The following is a 15,427-nucleotide window of genomic DNA, read 5'->3' on the forward strand; positions in this document are numbered from 1 at the left end:
CACCCGGAGCCCTGAATGACCCTCGAACGCGAAGCCGCCGCCAACACCGCCAAGGTCCTGTCCGAAGCGTTGCCTTATATCCGCCGATACGTCGGCAAGACACTGGTGATCAAATACGGCGGCAACGCGATGGAAAGCGAGGAGCTGAAAACCGGCTTCGCCCGCGACATCGTGCTGATGAAGGCCGTGGGCATCAACCCGGTGGTGGTTCACGGCGGCGGCCCGCAAATCGGTGACCTGCTCAAGCGCCTGTCGATCGAGAGTCATTTCGTCGACGGCATGCGCGTCACCGATGCCGCGACCATGGACGTGGTGGAAATGGTCCTCGGCGGCCAGGTCAACAAGGACATCGTCAACCTGATCAACCGCCACGGTGGCAGCGCCATCGGCCTGACCGGTAAAGACGCCGAGCTGATTCGTGCGAAGAAGCTCACCGTCACCCGCCAGACACCGGAGATGACCACCCCGGAAATCATCGACATCGGCCATGTGGGCGAAGTGGTCGGGATCAATACCGATCTGCTGAACCTGCTGGTCAAGGGCGATTTCATTCCGGTGATCGCGCCAATCGGCGTCGGCGCCAACGGTGAGTCGTACAACATCAACGCTGACCTGGTGGCCGGTAAAGTCGCCGAGGCGTTGAAGGCCGAGAAGCTGATGCTGCTGACCAACATCGCCGGCCTGATGGACAAGTCGGGCAAGGTCCTGACCGGTCTGACGACTCAACAGGTCGACGAACTGATCGCCGACGGCACCATCTACGGCGGCATGCTGCCGAAGATCCGCTGCGCACTGGAAGCGGTCCAGGGCGGCGTGGGCAGCTCGCTGATCATCGACGGTCGTGTGCCGAACGCGATCCTGCTGGAAATCTTCACCGATACCGGCGTGGGCACCCTGATCAGCAATCGCAAGCGTCCTTAAGCGATAACGCAAACAAAAAGACCCCGCTCGGCCTGGCTGAGCGGGGTCTTTTTTTGCCTGCAATCCCTGCGATCCACCCCCTGTAGGAGCTGCCGCAGGCTGCGATCTTTTGATTTTGCTTTTAAAAACAAGATCAAAAGATCGCAGCCTGCGGCAGCTCCTACAGGGGTTTGCCGTTACACGCCGAACTGGGCGCGGTAGGCTTCGACGGCTGGCAGGTGCTGCTTGAGCTGCGGATCATCCGCCAGGAATTCCAGCACCTGGTTCAGCGAAACGATGCTGATGACCGGGATGCCGAAGTCACGCTCGACCTCCTGGATCGCCGACAACTCGCCATTGCCGCGCTCCTGACGGTTGAGGGCGATCAGCACGCCGGCGGCCTTGGCGCCGTCCTGGGAGGCGATGATCTGCATCACTTCACGGATGGCTGTACCGGCGGTGATCACGTCGTCGATGATCAGCACTTCGCCGGTCAAGGGTGCGCCAACCAGGCTGCCACCTTCGCCGTGGGCCTTGGCTTCCTTGCGGTTGAAGCACCATGGCAGGTCACGATTGTGATGTTCGGCCAGGGCCACGGCGGTCGTCGCCGCCAACGGGATGCCCTTGTAGGCAGGGCCAAACAGCACGTCGAACGGAATGCCGCTCTCGGCAATGGCAGCGGCGTAGAAACGACCCAGCTGCGCCAGGGCCGAACCCGAGTTGAATAGCCCGGCATTGAAGAAGTAGGGACTGGTGCGCCCGGACTTCAGGGTGAACTCACCGAAGCGCAAAACGCCGCGATCGATGGCAAAACGGATGAAATCGCGCTGATACGCTTGCATGAAAAAACCCCAAATACCACGGATTTAGCTAATTAGCTTGACGCCGTGTATCATACACGCACGCGATTTTTGGGGCCATTTATGCGGATCATCAGTGTGAACGTCAATGGTATTCAGGCTGCAGTCGAGCGTGGTTTGCTCAGTTGGCTGCAGGCACAGAATGCCGACGTCATCTGCCTGCAGGACACCCGCGCCTCCGCCTTTGAACTGGACGATCCAGCCTTCCAACTGGATGGATACTTCCTTTATGCCTGCGATGCCGAAGTCCCCGCCCAAGGTGGCGTGGCTTTGTATTCGCGGCTGCAACCGAAGGCTGTCATCAGCGGTCTCGGTTTCGAGACGGCCGACCGCTACGGGCGCTACCTGCAAGCCGATTTCGACAAGGTCAGCATCGCGACCTTGCTGCTCCCTTCGGGGCAGAACGGCGATGAAGACTTGAACCAGAAGTTCAAGCTAATGGACGACTTCGCCCGTTATCTTGATAAACAGCGGCGCAAACGTCGCGAGTACATCTATTGTGGCTCGCTGTACGTGGCGCAACAGAAGCTGGATATCAAGAACTGGCGCGACAGCCAGCAATCTCCGGGTTTCCTGGCGCCTGAACGTGCCTGGATGGACGAGATTGTCGGCAACATGGGCTATGTCGACGCCCTGCGCGAAGTCAGCCGCGAAGGCGACCAGTACAGCTGGTGGCCGGATAACGAACAGGCGGAGATGCTCAACCTCGGTTGGCGCTTCGACTATCAACTGCTGACCCCGGGCCTGCGCCGCTTCGTACGCAGTGCACGCCTGCCACGCCAGCCGCGGTTCTCGCAACACGCGCCGCTGATCGTGGACTACGACTGGACGCTGACCATCTGAGGCGTCGTTTCGCAGACGCCCAGGCCGGTCAAAAAAAATGCCCGTATCGCAAGATACGGGCATTTTTTATGGGGCAAGCCGACTGAACTTCAGACAGCGACGAAAAATGGCAGCGCCAGGAACAACTTGATCACGATGACGTTAATGATATCGATGAAGAATGCGCCCACCATTGGCACCACTAGAAACGCAATCTGCGAAGGTCCGTAGCGTTGTGTCACGGCCTGCATATTAGCGATGGCTGTTGGCGTGGCACCCAGCCCGAAACCGCAATGTCCTGCGGACAGTACTGCCGCATCGTAGTTACTCCCCATTATTCTGAACGTCACGAATATCGCAAACAGCGCCATGACGATTGTTTGCACAGCCAGAATGATAAAGATCGGCAATGCCAGCGATGCCAGGTCCCATAGCTTGAGGGACATCAGGGCAATTGCCAGGAACAGCGACAAGCTTACATTCCCCAGCACCGAGACTTCGCGCTCAAACACCTGATACAAGCCAAGCGCCGAAAGCCCGTTGCGCAGAACAACACCGACGAACAACACACAAACGAAAGTCGGCAACTCGAATGCACTGCCGAGCAACAGCCCATTGAGAAGATTACCTGCCAGCAAGCTGACGGCGATCAGCGCGAGTGTCTCGATAAACGAGAAAGGCGTGATCGAGCGCTCCTTGTTCGGTTGCTCAAAGCCCTTTGGCGCGCGCGGCTTCGCTTGCTCAACGCAACCGGGTACCTCTACTCGCTTGATCAGCAAGCGGGCGACCGGCCCACCAATCAGACCGCCCAGCACCAGGCCGAAGGTCGCAGAGGCCATCGCAAGCTCGGAAGCCGAAGCCAGGCCGTATTTCTCACTGAATGTCGCGCTCCAGGCAGCGCCTGTGCCGTGACCGCCCGCCAGGGTCACCGAGCCTGTCAGCAGACCCATCAGAGGATCAAGCCCCAGCAGGCTGGCAAGACCGATGCCCATGGCATTCTGGACCAGCAGAAGCCCGGTGACCGCAAGAATGAAAATCCCCACGACTCGCCCGCCCCTCTTCAGGCTGGCGAAGTCGGCGCTCAAGCCAATGGTGGCGAAAAACGCGAGCATCAAGGGGGTCTGCAACGAAGTGTCGAACCGGACTTGAACATCGAAGCTGCGCAAGGCCAGGAGAACCAGGGCAACCACCAGGCCACCCGCTACAGGTTCGGGGATATTGTAGGCGCGTAAAAAACCGACACGTGTGACAAGCCCGCGACCCAATAACAGCACCAGGGAGGCGGCGACTAATGTTCCATAAAAATCGAGCTGAATCATTTTGCACTTATTCTTGGATATATATTCAGGGGCGAACTTTTTACCTGGACACGCCTCTTGAACAGGTTGAATTTCTCAACACTGATTGATGGTGAATTCAAGGACCTTCAATGGTCTGAATATATCAAAATATTTCTTGAAATATTTCGTGGGGGCAACTTTATCAATCACCCTGACTTATTGCCAAGCATAAGGGCAATATCGACACTTTACAGTTGTGACTAAAAATGTATTAACTCAGCAGTACTTGCCACAATAGTTGTTACAGCTAGTAAATATAAATTACAACTTGAAACATTTATTTGATGTGACAAACGAAAATGCCCCGACTTATCGGGGCATTTGCTTATTACCTTGGCTGATGCTGCTTCTGCCTTGCTTCTGTGGGTGCGAGCAGGCTCGCTCCTACACGTGAAGATTGATCGTTATTTGATCAGTCGCCAGGTAAACGGGTACCGGTAAGGAAACCCTTCATTGGCTTTCACCCCGGCAATAATCGTCAGCACCAGCGCACCTATCGCCACCAGTCCGAACAGGAAGAACCCGATGATCACCACCATCAGCAGGAAGCAGATGGCCGAGGCAATGGCGACGGTGATCTGGAAGTTCAAAGCCTCCTTGCCCTGAGCGTCAATGAACGGGTCCATCTCGCGCTTCATTTGCCAGAGAATCAGCGGACCGATCAGCGTGCCGAACGGAATCCAGATCCCCAGCAAGGCGGACAGGTGACAGAACATCGCCCACTGGCGCACCTCCTGGCTCGGCGTGGGCAGCGGCAGTTGTTCGTCACTCATGGTGTCCTCCTTGCCTGGAGCGTCCGGTCAATCGGCCAATGCGGCCTTTTGCAGTTCGAAGATCTCGTTCATGCCTTTCTTCGCCAGCTCCAGCATGGCGTTCAACTCTTCAGGCTGGAACGGCGCGCCTTCGGCAGTACCCTGGACTTCGATGAAACCGCCGGCACTGGTCATTACCACGTTCAGGTCGGTTTCGGCCGCCGAGTCTTCCAGGTAGTCGAGGTCGAGCACCGGCTCACCCTTGTACATGCCCACGGAAACAGCAGCGATCATCTGCTTGACCGGGTCGCCGCCTTTCAGGCCGCCACGCTTCTTGATCACTTTCAAGGCATCGATCAGCGCGACCATGGAGCCGGTGATCGATGCCGTACGGGTGCCACCGTCTGCCTGGATCACGTCGCAGTCGACGTACAGGGTGACGTCGCCCAGCTTCGTCATGTCCAGCGCAGCGCGCAGCGAGCGGCCGATCAGACGCTGGATTTCCAGGGTACGGCCGCCTTGCTTGCCACGGCTGGCTTCACGCTGGTTACGCTCACCGGTGGCGCGTGGCAGCATGCCGTACTCGGCGGTCAGCCAGCCCTGGCCCTGGCCTTTCAGGAAACGCGGTACGCCCGGTTCAACGCTGACGGTGCAGATGACCTTGGTATCACCGAACTCGACCAGCACAGAACCCTCGGCGTGTTTGGTGTAGTTGCGGGTGATGCGGATCGAGCGGAGCTGATCGGCAGCGCGACCACTTGGACGTATCATAGGGAATACCTGTACTGGGGACGGAAAACTGCGGAGCATTATAGAGCCGACGGCCGCCCCTGGGCACTTCTAAAAAAATCCGCCGACGACCGAAGGCTCTGCACTGCACGCCGGCGCAGGCCTGCCGCTCTTTGTCACACCCTGTGTTTGGGCGCATCCGCGCCACTGCGCTACAATCCTGCGCCTTTGCTGCCAGTCGGCTTTAATTCATTGATATCGGATTCCCGGAACCAAGGTTCTGCGCCGATCTGCCTTGCGAGGTACCGCCATGGTGCACAGCATGACCGCCTTCGCCCGCGTCGAAAAAGCCGGCGTCCAGGGCACCCTGAGCTGGGAACTGCGGTCGGTCAACAGCCGCTACCTGGAACCCCACCTGCGCCTGCCGGAGTCCTTTCGCGACCTCGAAGGCGCGGTACGTGAAGCCCTGCGCCAAGGCGTATCGCGGGGCAAGCTCGAATGCACCCTGCGCTTCACCGAAGAAAACACCGGCAAAGCGCTGCAGATCGATCAGGAGCGCGCCGCGCAACTGGTCGCCGCCGCCGAGACCATCGCCGGCCTGATCAAGAACCCGGCCGCGCTGAACCCGCTGGAAGTCCTGGCCTGGCCCGGCGTACTGGTGGGCGACGCCACCGACCCGCAAGCCTTGAACGCCGAAGCGCTGGCACTGTTCAACCAGGGCCTCAAGGAACTCAAGGCCGGCCGCGAGCGCGAAGGTGCGGAGCTGGCACGGTTGATCAACGAGCGCCTGACCTCCATCGAAGAAGACGTGGTGACCCTGCGCGAACTGGTCCCGCAGATGCTCGCCACCCAGCGCCAGAAAGTCCTCGACCGTTTCGCCGACATGAAGGCCGAGATGGACCCGCAGCGCCTGGAGCAGGAAATGGTCATGCTCGCGCAAAAAAGCGACGTCGCCGAAGAACTGGATCGCCTGAGCACTCACATCATCGAAGTTCGCCGGGTACTCAAATCCGGCGGCGCTGCCGGTCGGCGCCTGGACTTCCTGATGCAGGAACTCAACCGCGAAGCCAACACACTGGGCTCCAAAGCCTTCGACCCGCGCAGCACCCAGGCGGCGGTCAACCTCAAGGTGTTGATCGAGCAGATGCGCGAACAAGTGCAGAATATTGAGTAAGGCTACCCCGACATGACCCACAGCACTGGCACCCTTTACATCATTTCCGCCCCTTCGGGCGCGGGCAAGAGCAGCCTGGTCAAGGCTTTGACCGACGCCAATCCGGAGATCCGCGTGTCGGTCTCCCACACCACCCGTGCCATGCGCCCGGGCGAAGTGGACGGCGTGAACTACAACTTCGTCTCGCGCGAAGAGTTCGTGAAGATGATCGAACACGGGGACTTCCTCGAGCGCGCCGAAGTGTTCGGCAATCTCTATGGCACCTCGCAAAGCCACCTGCAGCAGACCCTGGACGAAGGCCACGACCTGATCCTGGAAATCGACTGGCAAGGTGCCGAGCAAGTGCGCAAGCTGATGCCGCAGGCTCGCTCGATCTTCATCCTGCCGCCGTCACTGCAGGCCTTGCACCAGCGCCTGACCAACCGTGGCCAGGACAGCGACGAGATCATTGACGGCCGGATGCGCGAAGCCGTCAGCGAAATGAGCCATTACGTCGACTACGATTACCTGATCATCAACGACGATTTCGCCCACGCTCTGCACGACCTGAAGGCGATTTTCCGCGCCAATCAGCTGATTCAGAAGCGTCAGCAGCAGCGTCACGGCAAATTGCTGGCTGAATTGCTCGGTTAATCAGCTCTTCCCAAAACCGCTGCAAGGGCTTTACATTGGCACTTGCAGCGCGTTGAAGGGCTTGGTCAAAAAATCAGCGCTTCCCTAATCGCTGGTGATTTTTTAAACTGTTGAGTCCGCTCGCCCATCCGGGCAGCGCGCATATTGCATTTGCTACGAGGAAGACCATGGCCCGCGTAACCGTTGAAGACTGCCTAGAACACGTGGATAACCGCTTTGAGCTGGTCATGCTCTCTACCAAGCGTGCCCGTCAACTGGCCACCGGCGGCAAAGAGCCGAAAGTAGCATGGGAAAACGACAAGCCTACCGTTGTCGCCCTGCGCGAAATCGCTGAAGGCCTGATCGACTACGCAGCTATCGCCGAAGCCGAAATCGTTGAAGATGAACCGCTTTTTGCTGCATTCGAGGACGAGTCCAACGAGGCCGTCTAAGCCTATGCCTGGTCGACGTAGCACGGCGCGGGATCACAGCTTACGGCAGGAGACATCATGCCGAGCATAGACGCCCTCGCCGATCGCTTATCGACCTACCTCGGCAAGGACCAGGTCAACCTGGTCCGCCGAGCGTATTTCTACGCCGAACAAGCCCACGACGGCCAACGCCGCCGTAGCGGCGAGGCGTACGTCACGCACCCACTCGCGGTGGCGAATATTCTTGCCGACATGCACATGGACCATCAGAGCCTGATGGCCGCGATGCTGCATGACGTGATCGAAGACACCGGTATTGCCAAGGAAGCGCTGCAAGCGCAGTTCGGCGAAACCGTGGCCGAACTGGTCGACGGGGTCAGCAAACTGACCCAGATGAACTTCGAGACCAAGGCCGAGGCCCAAGCCGAAAACTTCCAGAAGATGGCCATGGCCATGGCCCGCGACATTCGCGTGATCCTGGTCAAGCTGGCCGACCGCCTGCACAACATGCGCACCCTGGAAGTGCTGTCCGGTGAAAAACGCCGGCGCATCGCCAAGGAAACCCTGGAAATCTATGCACCCATCGCCAACCGGCTGGGCATGCACGCCATCCGCATAGAATTCGAAGACCTCGGCTTCAAGGCCATGCACCCGATGCGTTCCGCGCGGATCTACCAGGCCGTCAAGCGCGCCCGGGGCAACCGCAAGGAAATCGTCAACAAGATCGAAGAATCCTTAAGCCACTGCCTGGCCATCGACGGCATCCAGGGCGAGGTCAGCGGTCGCCAGAAACACCTCTACGGCATCTACAAGAAAATGCGCGGCAAGCGTCGGGCCTTCAACGAGATCATGGACGTCTACGCGTTCCGGATCATCGTCGACAAGGTCGATACCTGCTACCGCGTGCTGGGTGCTGTACATAACTTATATAAACCACTGCCGGGGCGCTTCAAGGATTACATTGCGATCCCCAAGGCCAACGGCTACCAGTCGCTGCACACCACGCTGTTCGGCATGCACGGTGTTCCGATCGAGATCCAGATCCGTACCCGTGAAATGGAAGAGATGGCCAACAACGGCATCGCCGCCCATTGGCTGTACAAATCCAGCGGCGACGAGCAGCCAAAAGGCACTCACGCCCGCGCCCGCCAGTGGGTCAAAGGCGTGCTGGAAATGCAGCAACGCGCCGGCAACTCGCTGGAATTCATCGAAAGCGTGAAGATCGACCTGTTCCCGGACGAGGTCTACGTGTTCACGCCCAAAGGCCGGATCATGGAGCTGCCCAAGGGTTCCACGGCGGTCGACTTCGCTTACGCCGTGCATACCGACGTGGGCAACAGCTGCATTGCCTGCCGGATCAACCGTCGCCTCGCACCGCTGTCCGAACCGCTGCAAAGCGGCTCCACGGTCGAGATCGTCAGCGCTCCTGGCGCACGGCCGAACCCGGCGTGGCTCAACTTCGTGGTCACCGGCAAGGCGCGCACGCACATCCGCCATGCCCTGAAGCTGCAACGCCGCTCCGAATCCATCAGCCTCGGCGAACGCCTGCTGAACAAGGTCCTCAACGGATTCGACAGCGCGCTGGAGAAAATCCCGGCCGAACGCGTCAAGGCGATGCTCGCCGAGTACCGCCTCGAACTGATCGAGGATTTGCTCGAAGACATCGGCCTGGGCAATCGCATGGCCTATGTGGTGGCTCGCCGACTGCTCGGCGAAGGCGAACAGCTGCCAAGCCCGGAAGGCCCGCTGGCGATTCGCGGCACCGAAGGCCTGGTACTCAGCTACGCCAAGTGCTGCACGCCGATCCCGGGCGACCCGATTGTCGGCCACCTGTCCGCGGGCAAAGGCATGGTCGTGCACCTGGACAACTGCCGCAACATCAGCGAAATCCGCCACAACCCGGAAAAATGCATCCAGCTCTCGTGGGCCAAGGATGTCACCGGCGAATTCAACGTCGAACTGCGCGTCGAACTGGAACACCAGCGCGGCCTGATTGCCCTGCTGGCCAGTAGTGTCAACGCCGCCGACGGCAACATCGAGAAAATCAGCATGGACGAACGCGATGGTCGCATCAGCGTGGTCCAGTTGGTGGTCAGCGTGCACGACCGCGTGCACCTGGCCCGCGTGATCAAGAAACTGCGCGCCTTGACCGGGGTGATCCGCATCACCCGCATGCGCGCTTAAGCCCACTTACAAGGAGTCATTCATGACCAAGACTGTTATCACCAGCGACAAGGCCCCGGCCGCCATCGGTACTTACTCCCAGGCGATCAAGGCTGGCAACACCGTTTACATGTCGGGTCAGATTCCCCTGGACCCGAAAACCATGGAACTGGTCGAAGGCTTCGAAGCCCAGACCGTCCAGGTGTTCGAGAACCTCAAGGCTGTAGCCGAAGCAGCCGGCGGTTCGTTCAAGGACATCGTCAAGCTGAACATCTTCCTCACCGACCTGAGCCACTTCGCCAAGGTCAACGAGATCATGGGCAAGTACTTCGACCAGCCTTACCCTGCCCGCGCCGCCATCGGCGTTGCAGCCCTGCCAAAGGGTTCGCAGGTTGAAATGGATGCCATCCTGGTCATCGAGTAATGTGCACGGCGCAGCCTGGGGCTGCGCCGACTGCTCTGCTGTAAAGAAAGCTTGAAAGGATTCCACCATGCGCAATGCGCTTGTTCTCTCGCTGCTCGCCCTGCTCCTGGGCGGATGTGCCAGCAACCCTGCCGATCGTGATATCAGCGGCACCTGGATCAATCAGGTGGCGATCGATGCCGCCGCCAAAGGCGTCCCCCTGCGTGAAGCGCTCCAGGCCTATGGCCCGAACCTGGAATGGGACATCAACACCAAGGCCGGCCAGGCCCGCTACACCAACGGCTTTGAAAACGTCGAAGGCAAGCTGCAGGGTGAAGAATCCGGCCTCTGGAAAGTCGATTTTTATGGCAGTTCCGGTAGTGAGCTGAAGCGCGACGGCAAACAATTGAGCCAGACCGCGACCGAAAACGAATCGGCCCAGGTCTTCGACCGGGCATTGATCCCGGTTCCGGATGGCGCACCGCTGGGCGCCAGCTTCGAACGCGCGCTGTATTCGGCCTACATGGGCGGTAGCTGGAAAGTCGTCAGCGGCCCCGGCGAAGGTGACACCGTGCAATTCCAGGCCGACGGCCAGGTGACCGGCCTGCCGGGTACTGACCGTTATGCGCTGTGCCTGGCCGGCGACTGCGCCTCGATGAGTGGCGGCAACGACAACATGTGGCTGCAACTCAATGGGCAAGGAAACGCCTGGATCTTTGCGCGCAAGGGCAAGGAACTGGAGATTTTCCAGACCGTGAACACGGCGCAGGCGGACGAGATGCCTCAGTACACGCCCGGAGATCGGAAGTGGCTGCTGGAAAAACAGTAACCATCTGAAAAGATCGCAGCCTTCGGCAGCTCCTACAGGGTCATGCAAACACCTGTAGGAGCTGCCGAAGGCTGCGATCTTTTTTGTTGTTCAGCGCCCTTCAAGAATCGCCGCATACCCCTCACGGAAGCTCGGATACTTCGGCGTCCAGCCCAAAGCCTTGGCCCGCGCATTACTGCAGCGCTTGCTACCGGTGCGCCGCACGCTTGAATCCTCGTCCCATTCGGTCACGCCCAGATACTCGCGAAGCCAGCCCACCACATCGGCCAGCGCTGCCGGCTCGTCATCGACGCCGATGTAGACATCCTCCAGCGCCACGCCACGCCGGTCTGCCTCAAGCAGGCACGCCATCAATCCTGCGGCATCGTCCGCATGGATCCGGTTGGCATACAACGGTGGTTCAACCGCCACGCGATAACCCCGGCGGACCTGGGTCAGCAACCACTCACGCCCCGGGCCGTAGATGCCGGTCAGTCGCACGACACTGGCCGGGATACCGCTCTTGAGCGCGATCTGCTCGGCCTCAAGCATCACACGTCCAGAATAACCGGACGCCACCGTAGACGAACGCTCATCGACCCACTCGCCATCCTGCTGCCCGTAAACACTGCTGCTGGACACAAACAACAGGCGATTGGGCACCTGACCGTAGTCGTTCAGCCACTCCAGCACATGCTCCAGCCCCTGGACATAGGCAGCACGGTAGCCGGCTTCGTCATGATCGGTGGCTGCCGCGCAATACACCAGGTAATCCACGGCACCGATCGGCCAAGTGGCCGGGCAGTCCTTGTTGAACAAATCACCGGCAACGCCAATGACGCCCGCGGGCAGGCGTGAAACATCCCGCCGCAAACCATGAACCTCCCACCCCGCCGCCAGCAGTTGTGTGGCCAGGCGGCTGCCAACATCACCGCAACCGGCGATCAAAACAGTAGGCACAGACATCAGAAAACTCCCATCGCAAAGCCACAGACTAGCGCCGGCAACAGACGGGCGGCTAGCAACGCAGGAAAAAAAGAGACGCTATTACTTCTGTTAACAAGAATTAATTGCAATAATACGCCCCACTTTTGTTCTCGGCCCTTCGAGGCCTGGAAGAACATCACCCGTTTTTTCTCTCAGGTCCGGCCAGCATGACACGTAATCAACTCTCCGCTTCGCCAACCAAACGACCTCGCGCCTGGAGCGCGGTGGCCGCCCTGTTCCTCAGCCTGATGCTCGCGCCAGTCGCGGCTTTCGCCGATGTCCAGCCGCCAGCAACTCCGGCCGCCGCCGCAGCCCCTGCACCGGCTGATCACGCCGCCCCGGCCGTTGCTCCCGTCGCGACCGATCCTGCCCAGGCAGCGCCGACAGAAAATCTGGGTGAAGACGTTCCTGAAGTCCTTGAAGCCGACAACACTCTGGGCATGGCCCATGACCTGTCGCCGTGGGGCATGTACAAGAATGCCGACATCATCGTGAAAATCGTGATGATCGGCCTGGCCATCGCCTCGATCATCACCTGGACCATCTGGATCGCCAAGGGTCTTGAGCTGATGGGCGCCAAGCGTCGCCTGCGCGGTGAAATCGCCCAACTGAAAAAATCCGCCTCCCTCAAGGAAGCCAGCGCCACGGCGGCGAAGGAAGGCACACTCGCCAACCTGCTGGTGCACGATGCGCTCGAAGAGATGCGCCTGTCGGTCAACAGCCGTGAGAAAGAAGGCATCAAGGAACGCGTCAGCTTCCGCCTTGAGCGCCTGGTCGCGGCCTGCGGTCGCAACATGAGCAGCGGCACCGGCGTGCTGGCAACCATCGGTTCCACCGCGCCCTTCGTCGGCCTGTTCGGTACCGTGTGGGGCATCATGAACAGCTTCATCGGCATCGCCAAAACCCAGACCACCAACCTCGCCGTCGTCGCTCCCGGCATCGCCGAAGCCCTGCTGGCCACCGCACTGGGCCTGGTTGCAGCGATCCCTGCGGTCGTGATCTACAACGTCTTCGCCCGCTCCATCGCCGGTTACAAAGCTCAGGTGTCCGACGCGTCGGCACAGGTCCTGCTGCTGGTCAGCCGCGACCTCGACCACCAGCCTGAGCGCAGCTCGCAACCGCACATGGTGAAAGTGGGGTAATCGGCCATGGGCCTGCATTTGAAAGAAGGGGCAGACGACGATCTGTCCGAAAACCACGAAATCAACGTCACGCCGTTCATCGACGTGATGCTGGTGCTGTTGATCATCTTCATGGTGGCGGCCCCGCTGGCCACCGTGGACATCAAGGTCGACCTGCCCGCTTCCACCGCCAAACCGGCGCCGCGGCCAGAGAAACCGGTGTTCCTCAGCGTCAAGGCTGACCAGCGCCTGTTCCTCGGTGAAGACGAAGTGAAGGCCGAAGCACTCGGCGCCACCCTCGACGCCAGGACCCAGGGCAAAAAAGACACGACGATCTTCTTCCAGGCCGACAAAGGCGTGGATTACGGCGACCTGATGAGCGTGATGGACAACCTGCGATCGGCCGGTTACCTGAAGGTCGGTCTGGTCGGACTCGAGACGGCAGCCAAGAAATGATCACGACGCGCCATAAGCTGACGCGTTACAGCGGTAGCCTGGCTGTGGTGCTGGGCGTTCACGCGCTGGCCATCGCGCTGGCGCTGAACTGGTCCGCCCGCCCGCCCATCGAATTGCCGCCCCAGGCAATGATGGTCGAACTGGCACCGGTTCCCGCCCCGCCACCGCCTGCTCCGCCGAAGGTCGTCACCCCACCGCAGCCACCGGCTCCGGTTGAAGAACTGCCGATCCCCAAGCTCGCCGAAGCGCCGAAAGCCGAAATTGCCGTGCCCAAGCCCGTCAAGCCAAAGCCGAAGCCACAGCCGCCCAAGCCGGTAGAGAAGAAACCCGAACCGCCGAAGGAAAAACCGGCCGAAGAGAAACCTGCCGAACCGCAGCAGACTCAGGCTCCCACGGAGAAATCCGCTCAGCCTGCGCCGGGTCCCTCGCCAGCTCAACTGGCGGCCAAGGCCAGTTGGCAAGGCACGCTGCTGGCGCACCTGCAGAAGTACAAAAAGTACCCGGCCAGTGCACAGGCACGGGGCAAGGAAGGCATGAACCGCCTGCGTTTCGTCGTGGATGCCGAAGGCAATGTGTTGTCGTTTGAGCTGGTAGGTGCCTCGGGCACCGCCGATCTGGACCGGGCCACCCTGGAAATGATCCGCCGCGCTCAACCGCTGCCCAAGCCGCCGGCCGACATGCTGACCAATGGCTCCATCGAAATCGTTGCACCTTTTGTGTACTCGCTGGAAAAACGCCGCCGGTAACAATCAAAAGATCGCAGCCTGCGGCAGCTCCTACAGGGATCACATTGACCTGTGTAGGAGCTGCCGCAGGCTGCGATCTTTTTTGCCTTTCGCATTGCCCGGTGTCACCCGACACGTTCAGTCTGATAACGTGCGTCTATCGATTGCAGCCGGTATGCTTGGCACGCAAATTCATGGACGCTTGCTATGACCCTCACAGAATTACGCTACATCGTTACCCTCGCCCAAGAGCAGCACTTCGGCCACGCGGCCGAGCGTTGCCACGTCAGCCAGCCGACCCTTTCGGTGGGCGTGAAAAAGCTTGAAGACGAACTCGGTGTGCTGATTTTCGAGCGCAGCAAAAGCGCCGTGCGCCTGACGCCGGTCGGCGAAGGCATAGTGGCCCAGGCGCAAAAGGTGCTGGAACAGGCCCAGGGCATCCGCGAACTGGCCCAGGCCGGCAAGAACCAGTTGACCGCACCGCTTAAAGTCGGCGCGATCTACACCGTCGGGCCGTACCTGTTCCCGCACCTGATTCCACAACTGCACCGGGTCGCCCCGCAGATGCCGTTGTACATCGAAGAAAACTTCACCCACGTGTTGCGCGACAAACTGCGCAACGGTGAACTCGACGCGATCATCATCGCCCTGCCGTTCAGCGAAGCCGATGTGCTGACCCTGCAGCTCTACGACGAGCCGTTCTACGTGCTGATGCCGGCCCAGCACCCGTGGACGCAAAAAGAGTCCATCGACGCCAGCCTGCTCAACGACAAGAGCCTGCTGCTGCTCGGCGAAGGCCACTGCTTCCGCGATCAGGTACTGGAAGCCTGCCCGACCCTGACCAAAGGCAACGACGGCGCCAAGCACACCACGGTGGAATCCAGTTCCCTGGAAACCATTCGCCACATGGTCGCATCCGGCCTGGGGATTTCGATCCTGCCGTTGTCGGCAGTCGACAGCCATCACTACGCCCCCGGCGTGATCGAGGTGCGTCCGTTGTCGGCACCCGTGCCGTTCCGCACCGTGGCCATTGCCTGGCGCGCCAGTTTCCCGCGTCCGAAGGCGATTGAAATCCTCGCCGACTCCATTCGCCTGTGCTCGGTGGCCAAGCCAGCGGCGCAGGTCGCTGCGGGCTAAGCGACGG

Annotated in this window: 17 protein-coding genes; 12 read left to right on the forward strand and 5 right to left on the reverse strand. The window is 60.2% G+C overall.

All coding sequences use genetic code 11. The features are described from left to right. The first annotated feature begins 15 nt into the window (after nt 1-15). The gene (argB, locus tag ACEN83_RS29655; protein ID WP_015097366.1) at nt 16-921 is read left to right on the forward strand and encodes an acetylglutamate kinase; all 906 of its coding nucleotides are present in this window, start codon (nt 16-18) and stop codon (nt 919-921) included. A gap of 176 nt (nt 922-1,097) precedes the next feature. Here the strand turns inward: argB and pyrE are convergent, their stop codons facing one another. After that, the gene (pyrE, locus tag ACEN83_RS29660; RefSeq protein WP_007954442.1) at nt 1,098-1,742 is read right to left on the reverse strand and encodes an orotate phosphoribosyltransferase; all 645 of its coding nucleotides are present in this window, start codon (nt 1,740-1,742) and stop codon (nt 1,098-1,100) included. An 81-nt stretch (nt 1,743-1,823) separates the two neighbouring features. Here pyrE and crc point away from each other — a divergent pair, with 81 nt between their 5' ends. Beyond that, nucleotides 1,824-2,603 (forward strand): catabolite repression control protein Crc, encoded by a 780-nt coding sequence (gene crc, locus ACEN83_RS29665; protein WP_003176915.1) that lies wholly within the window; start codon nt 1,824-1,826, stop codon nt 2,601-2,603. An 89-nt stretch (nt 2,604-2,692) separates the two neighbouring features. On the opposite strand, the gene gltS is transcribed toward crc, so the two are convergent. The 3 genes from gltS to rph all read right to left on the reverse strand — a co-directional run bounded on the left by gltS (nt 2,693) and on the right by rph (nt 5,445). Next, on the reverse strand, nt 2,693-3,901 hold the full coding sequence (gene gltS, locus ACEN83_RS29670; RefSeq protein WP_495579078.1) for a sodium/glutamate symporter: 1,209 nt from the start codon (nt 3,899-3,901) through the stop codon (nt 2,693-2,695). Nucleotides 3,902-4,326: 425 nt separating this feature from the next. Beyond that, the gene (locus ACEN83_RS29675) at nt 4,327-4,695 is read right to left on the reverse strand and encodes a DUF4870 domain-containing protein (RefSeq protein ID WP_007975177.1); all 369 of its coding nucleotides are present in this window, start codon (nt 4,693-4,695) and stop codon (nt 4,327-4,329) included. Between the two features lie 27 nt (nt 4,696-4,722). Beyond that, nucleotides 4,723-5,445: a ribonuclease PH gene (rph, locus tag ACEN83_RS29680; RefSeq protein ID WP_007975179.1), complete on the reverse strand. Its 723-nt coding sequence runs from the start codon at nt 5,443-5,445 to the stop codon at nt 4,723-4,725. Nucleotides 5,446-5,713: 268 nt separating this feature from the next. Here rph and ACEN83_RS29685 point away from each other — a divergent pair, with 268 nt between their 5' ends. The 6 genes from ACEN83_RS29685 to ACEN83_RS29710 all read left to right on the forward strand — a co-directional run bounded on the left by ACEN83_RS29685 (nt 5,714) and on the right by ACEN83_RS29710 (nt 11,015). After that, a complete protein-coding gene (locus ACEN83_RS29685) occupies nt 5,714-6,577 on the forward strand; it encodes a YicC/YloC family endoribonuclease (protein ID WP_007975180.1) in 864 nt (287 codons plus the stop codon). Between the two features lie 12 nt (nt 6,578-6,589). Then, entirely contained in the window at nt 6,590-7,210 is a 621-nt protein-coding gene (gmk, locus tag ACEN83_RS29690) for a guanylate kinase (RefSeq protein WP_116579757.1), read from the forward strand. A gap of 167 nt (nt 7,211-7,377) precedes the next feature. Then, the gene (rpoZ, locus tag ACEN83_RS29695; RefSeq protein ID WP_007921129.1) at nt 7,378-7,641 is read left to right on the forward strand and encodes a DNA-directed RNA polymerase subunit omega; all 264 of its coding nucleotides are present in this window, start codon (nt 7,378-7,380) and stop codon (nt 7,639-7,641) included. 57 nt (nt 7,642-7,698) lie between these two features. Beyond that, entirely contained in the window at nt 7,699-9,804 is a 2,106-nt protein-coding gene (gene spoT / locus ACEN83_RS29700; RefSeq protein ID WP_007975182.1) for a bifunctional GTP diphosphokinase/guanosine-3',5'-bis pyrophosphate 3'-pyrophosphohydrolase, read from the forward strand. Between the two features lie 22 nt (nt 9,805-9,826). Further along, a complete protein-coding gene (locus ACEN83_RS29705; protein ID WP_003229509.1) occupies nt 9,827-10,207 on the forward strand; it encodes a RidA family protein in 381 nt (126 codons plus the stop codon). 67 nt (nt 10,208-10,274) lie between these two features. After that, complete coding sequence (locus ACEN83_RS29710) at nt 10,275-11,015, forward strand: hypothetical protein (RefSeq protein ID WP_116579758.1); 741 nt, start codon at nt 10,275-10,277, stop codon at nt 11,013-11,015. 90 nt (nt 11,016-11,105) lie between these two features. On the opposite strand, the gene ACEN83_RS29715 is transcribed toward ACEN83_RS29710, so the two are convergent. Continuing rightward, nucleotides 11,106-11,960, reverse strand: a complete 855-nt coding sequence (locus tag ACEN83_RS29715; protein ID WP_495579079.1) for an SDR family oxidoreductase — start codon at nt 11,958-11,960, stop codon at nt 11,106-11,108. 188 nt (nt 11,961-12,148) lie between these two features. Between ACEN83_RS29715 and exbB the strand changes: the two genes are divergently transcribed. The 4 genes from exbB (at nt 12,149) to ACEN83_RS29735 (ending at nt 15,420) form a co-directional block, all read left to right on the forward strand. After that, on the forward strand, nt 12,149-13,123 hold the full coding sequence (gene exbB, locus ACEN83_RS29720; RefSeq protein ID WP_495579080.1) for a tonB-system energizer ExbB: 975 nt from the start codon (nt 12,149-12,151) through the stop codon (nt 13,121-13,123). 6 nt (nt 13,124-13,129) lie between these two features. After that, nucleotides 13,130-13,558, forward strand: coding sequence for a TonB system transport protein ExbD (gene exbD, locus ACEN83_RS29725; RefSeq protein WP_007975187.1), 429 nt, complete (start codon nt 13,130-13,132; stop codon nt 13,556-13,558). Continuing rightward, nucleotides 13,555-14,304 (forward strand): energy transducer TonB family protein, encoded by a 750-nt coding sequence (locus ACEN83_RS29730; protein WP_258682940.1) that lies wholly within the window; start codon nt 13,555-13,557, stop codon nt 14,302-14,304. The genes exbD and ACEN83_RS29730 overlap by 4 nt, the downstream gene beginning before the upstream one ends. Nucleotides 14,305-14,490: 186 nt before the next feature. Then, nucleotides 14,491-15,420, forward strand: a complete 930-nt coding sequence (locus ACEN83_RS29735; RefSeq protein ID WP_007975189.1) for a hydrogen peroxide-inducible genes activator — start codon at nt 14,491-14,493, stop codon at nt 15,418-15,420. Nucleotides 15,421-15,427: the final 7 nt, after the last annotated feature.

It is taken from the genome of Pseudomonas sp. Pseusp49, assembly GCF_059491875.1.

Excerpts from the sequence above, each read along its gene's own strand:
- argB (WP_015097366.1), top strand. The coding sequence starts at position 16 with ATGACCCTCGAACGCGAAGCCGCCGCCAACACCGCCAAGGTCCTGTCC.
- pyrE (WP_007954442.1), bottom strand. The coding sequence starts at position 1,742 with ATGCAAGCGTATCAGCGCGATTTCATCCGTTTTGCCATCGATCGCGGC.
- crc (WP_003176915.1), top strand. The coding sequence starts at position 1,824 with ATGCGGATCATCAGTGTGAACGTCAATGGTATTCAGGCTGCAGTCGAG.
- gltS (WP_495579078.1), bottom strand. The coding sequence starts at position 3,901 with ATGATTCAGCTCGATTTTTATGGAACATTAGTCGCCGCCTCCCTGGTG.
- ACEN83_RS29675 (WP_007975177.1), bottom strand. The coding sequence starts at position 4,695 with ATGAGTGACGAACAACTGCCGCTGCCCACGCCGAGCCAGGAGGTGCGC.
- rph (WP_007975179.1), bottom strand. The coding sequence starts at position 5,445 with ATGATACGTCCAAGTGGTCGCGCTGCCGATCAGCTCCGCTCGATCCGC.
- ACEN83_RS29685 (WP_007975180.1), top strand. The coding sequence starts at position 5,714 with ATGGTGCACAGCATGACCGCCTTCGCCCGCGTCGAAAAAGCCGGCGTC.
- gmk (WP_116579757.1), top strand. The coding sequence starts at position 6,590 with ATGACCCACAGCACTGGCACCCTTTACATCATTTCCGCCCCTTCGGGC.
- rpoZ (WP_007921129.1), top strand. The coding sequence starts at position 7,378 with ATGGCCCGCGTAACCGTTGAAGACTGCCTAGAACACGTGGATAACCGC.
- spoT (WP_007975182.1), top strand. The coding sequence starts at position 7,699 with ATGCCGAGCATAGACGCCCTCGCCGATCGCTTATCGACCTACCTCGGC.
- ACEN83_RS29705 (WP_003229509.1), top strand. The coding sequence starts at position 9,827 with ATGACCAAGACTGTTATCACCAGCGACAAGGCCCCGGCCGCCATCGGT.
- ACEN83_RS29710 (WP_116579758.1), top strand. The coding sequence starts at position 10,275 with ATGCGCAATGCGCTTGTTCTCTCGCTGCTCGCCCTGCTCCTGGGCGGA.
- ACEN83_RS29715 (WP_495579079.1), bottom strand. The coding sequence starts at position 11,960 with ATGTCTGTGCCTACTGTTTTGATCGCCGGTTGCGGTGATGTTGGCAGC.
- exbB (WP_495579080.1), top strand. The coding sequence starts at position 12,149 with ATGACACGTAATCAACTCTCCGCTTCGCCAACCAAACGACCTCGCGCC.
- exbD (WP_007975187.1), top strand. The coding sequence starts at position 13,130 with ATGGGCCTGCATTTGAAAGAAGGGGCAGACGACGATCTGTCCGAAAAC.
- ACEN83_RS29730 (WP_258682940.1), top strand. The coding sequence starts at position 13,555 with ATGATCACGACGCGCCATAAGCTGACGCGTTACAGCGGTAGCCTGGCT.
- ACEN83_RS29735 (WP_007975189.1), top strand. The coding sequence starts at position 14,491 with ATGACCCTCACAGAATTACGCTACATCGTTACCCTCGCCCAAGAGCAG.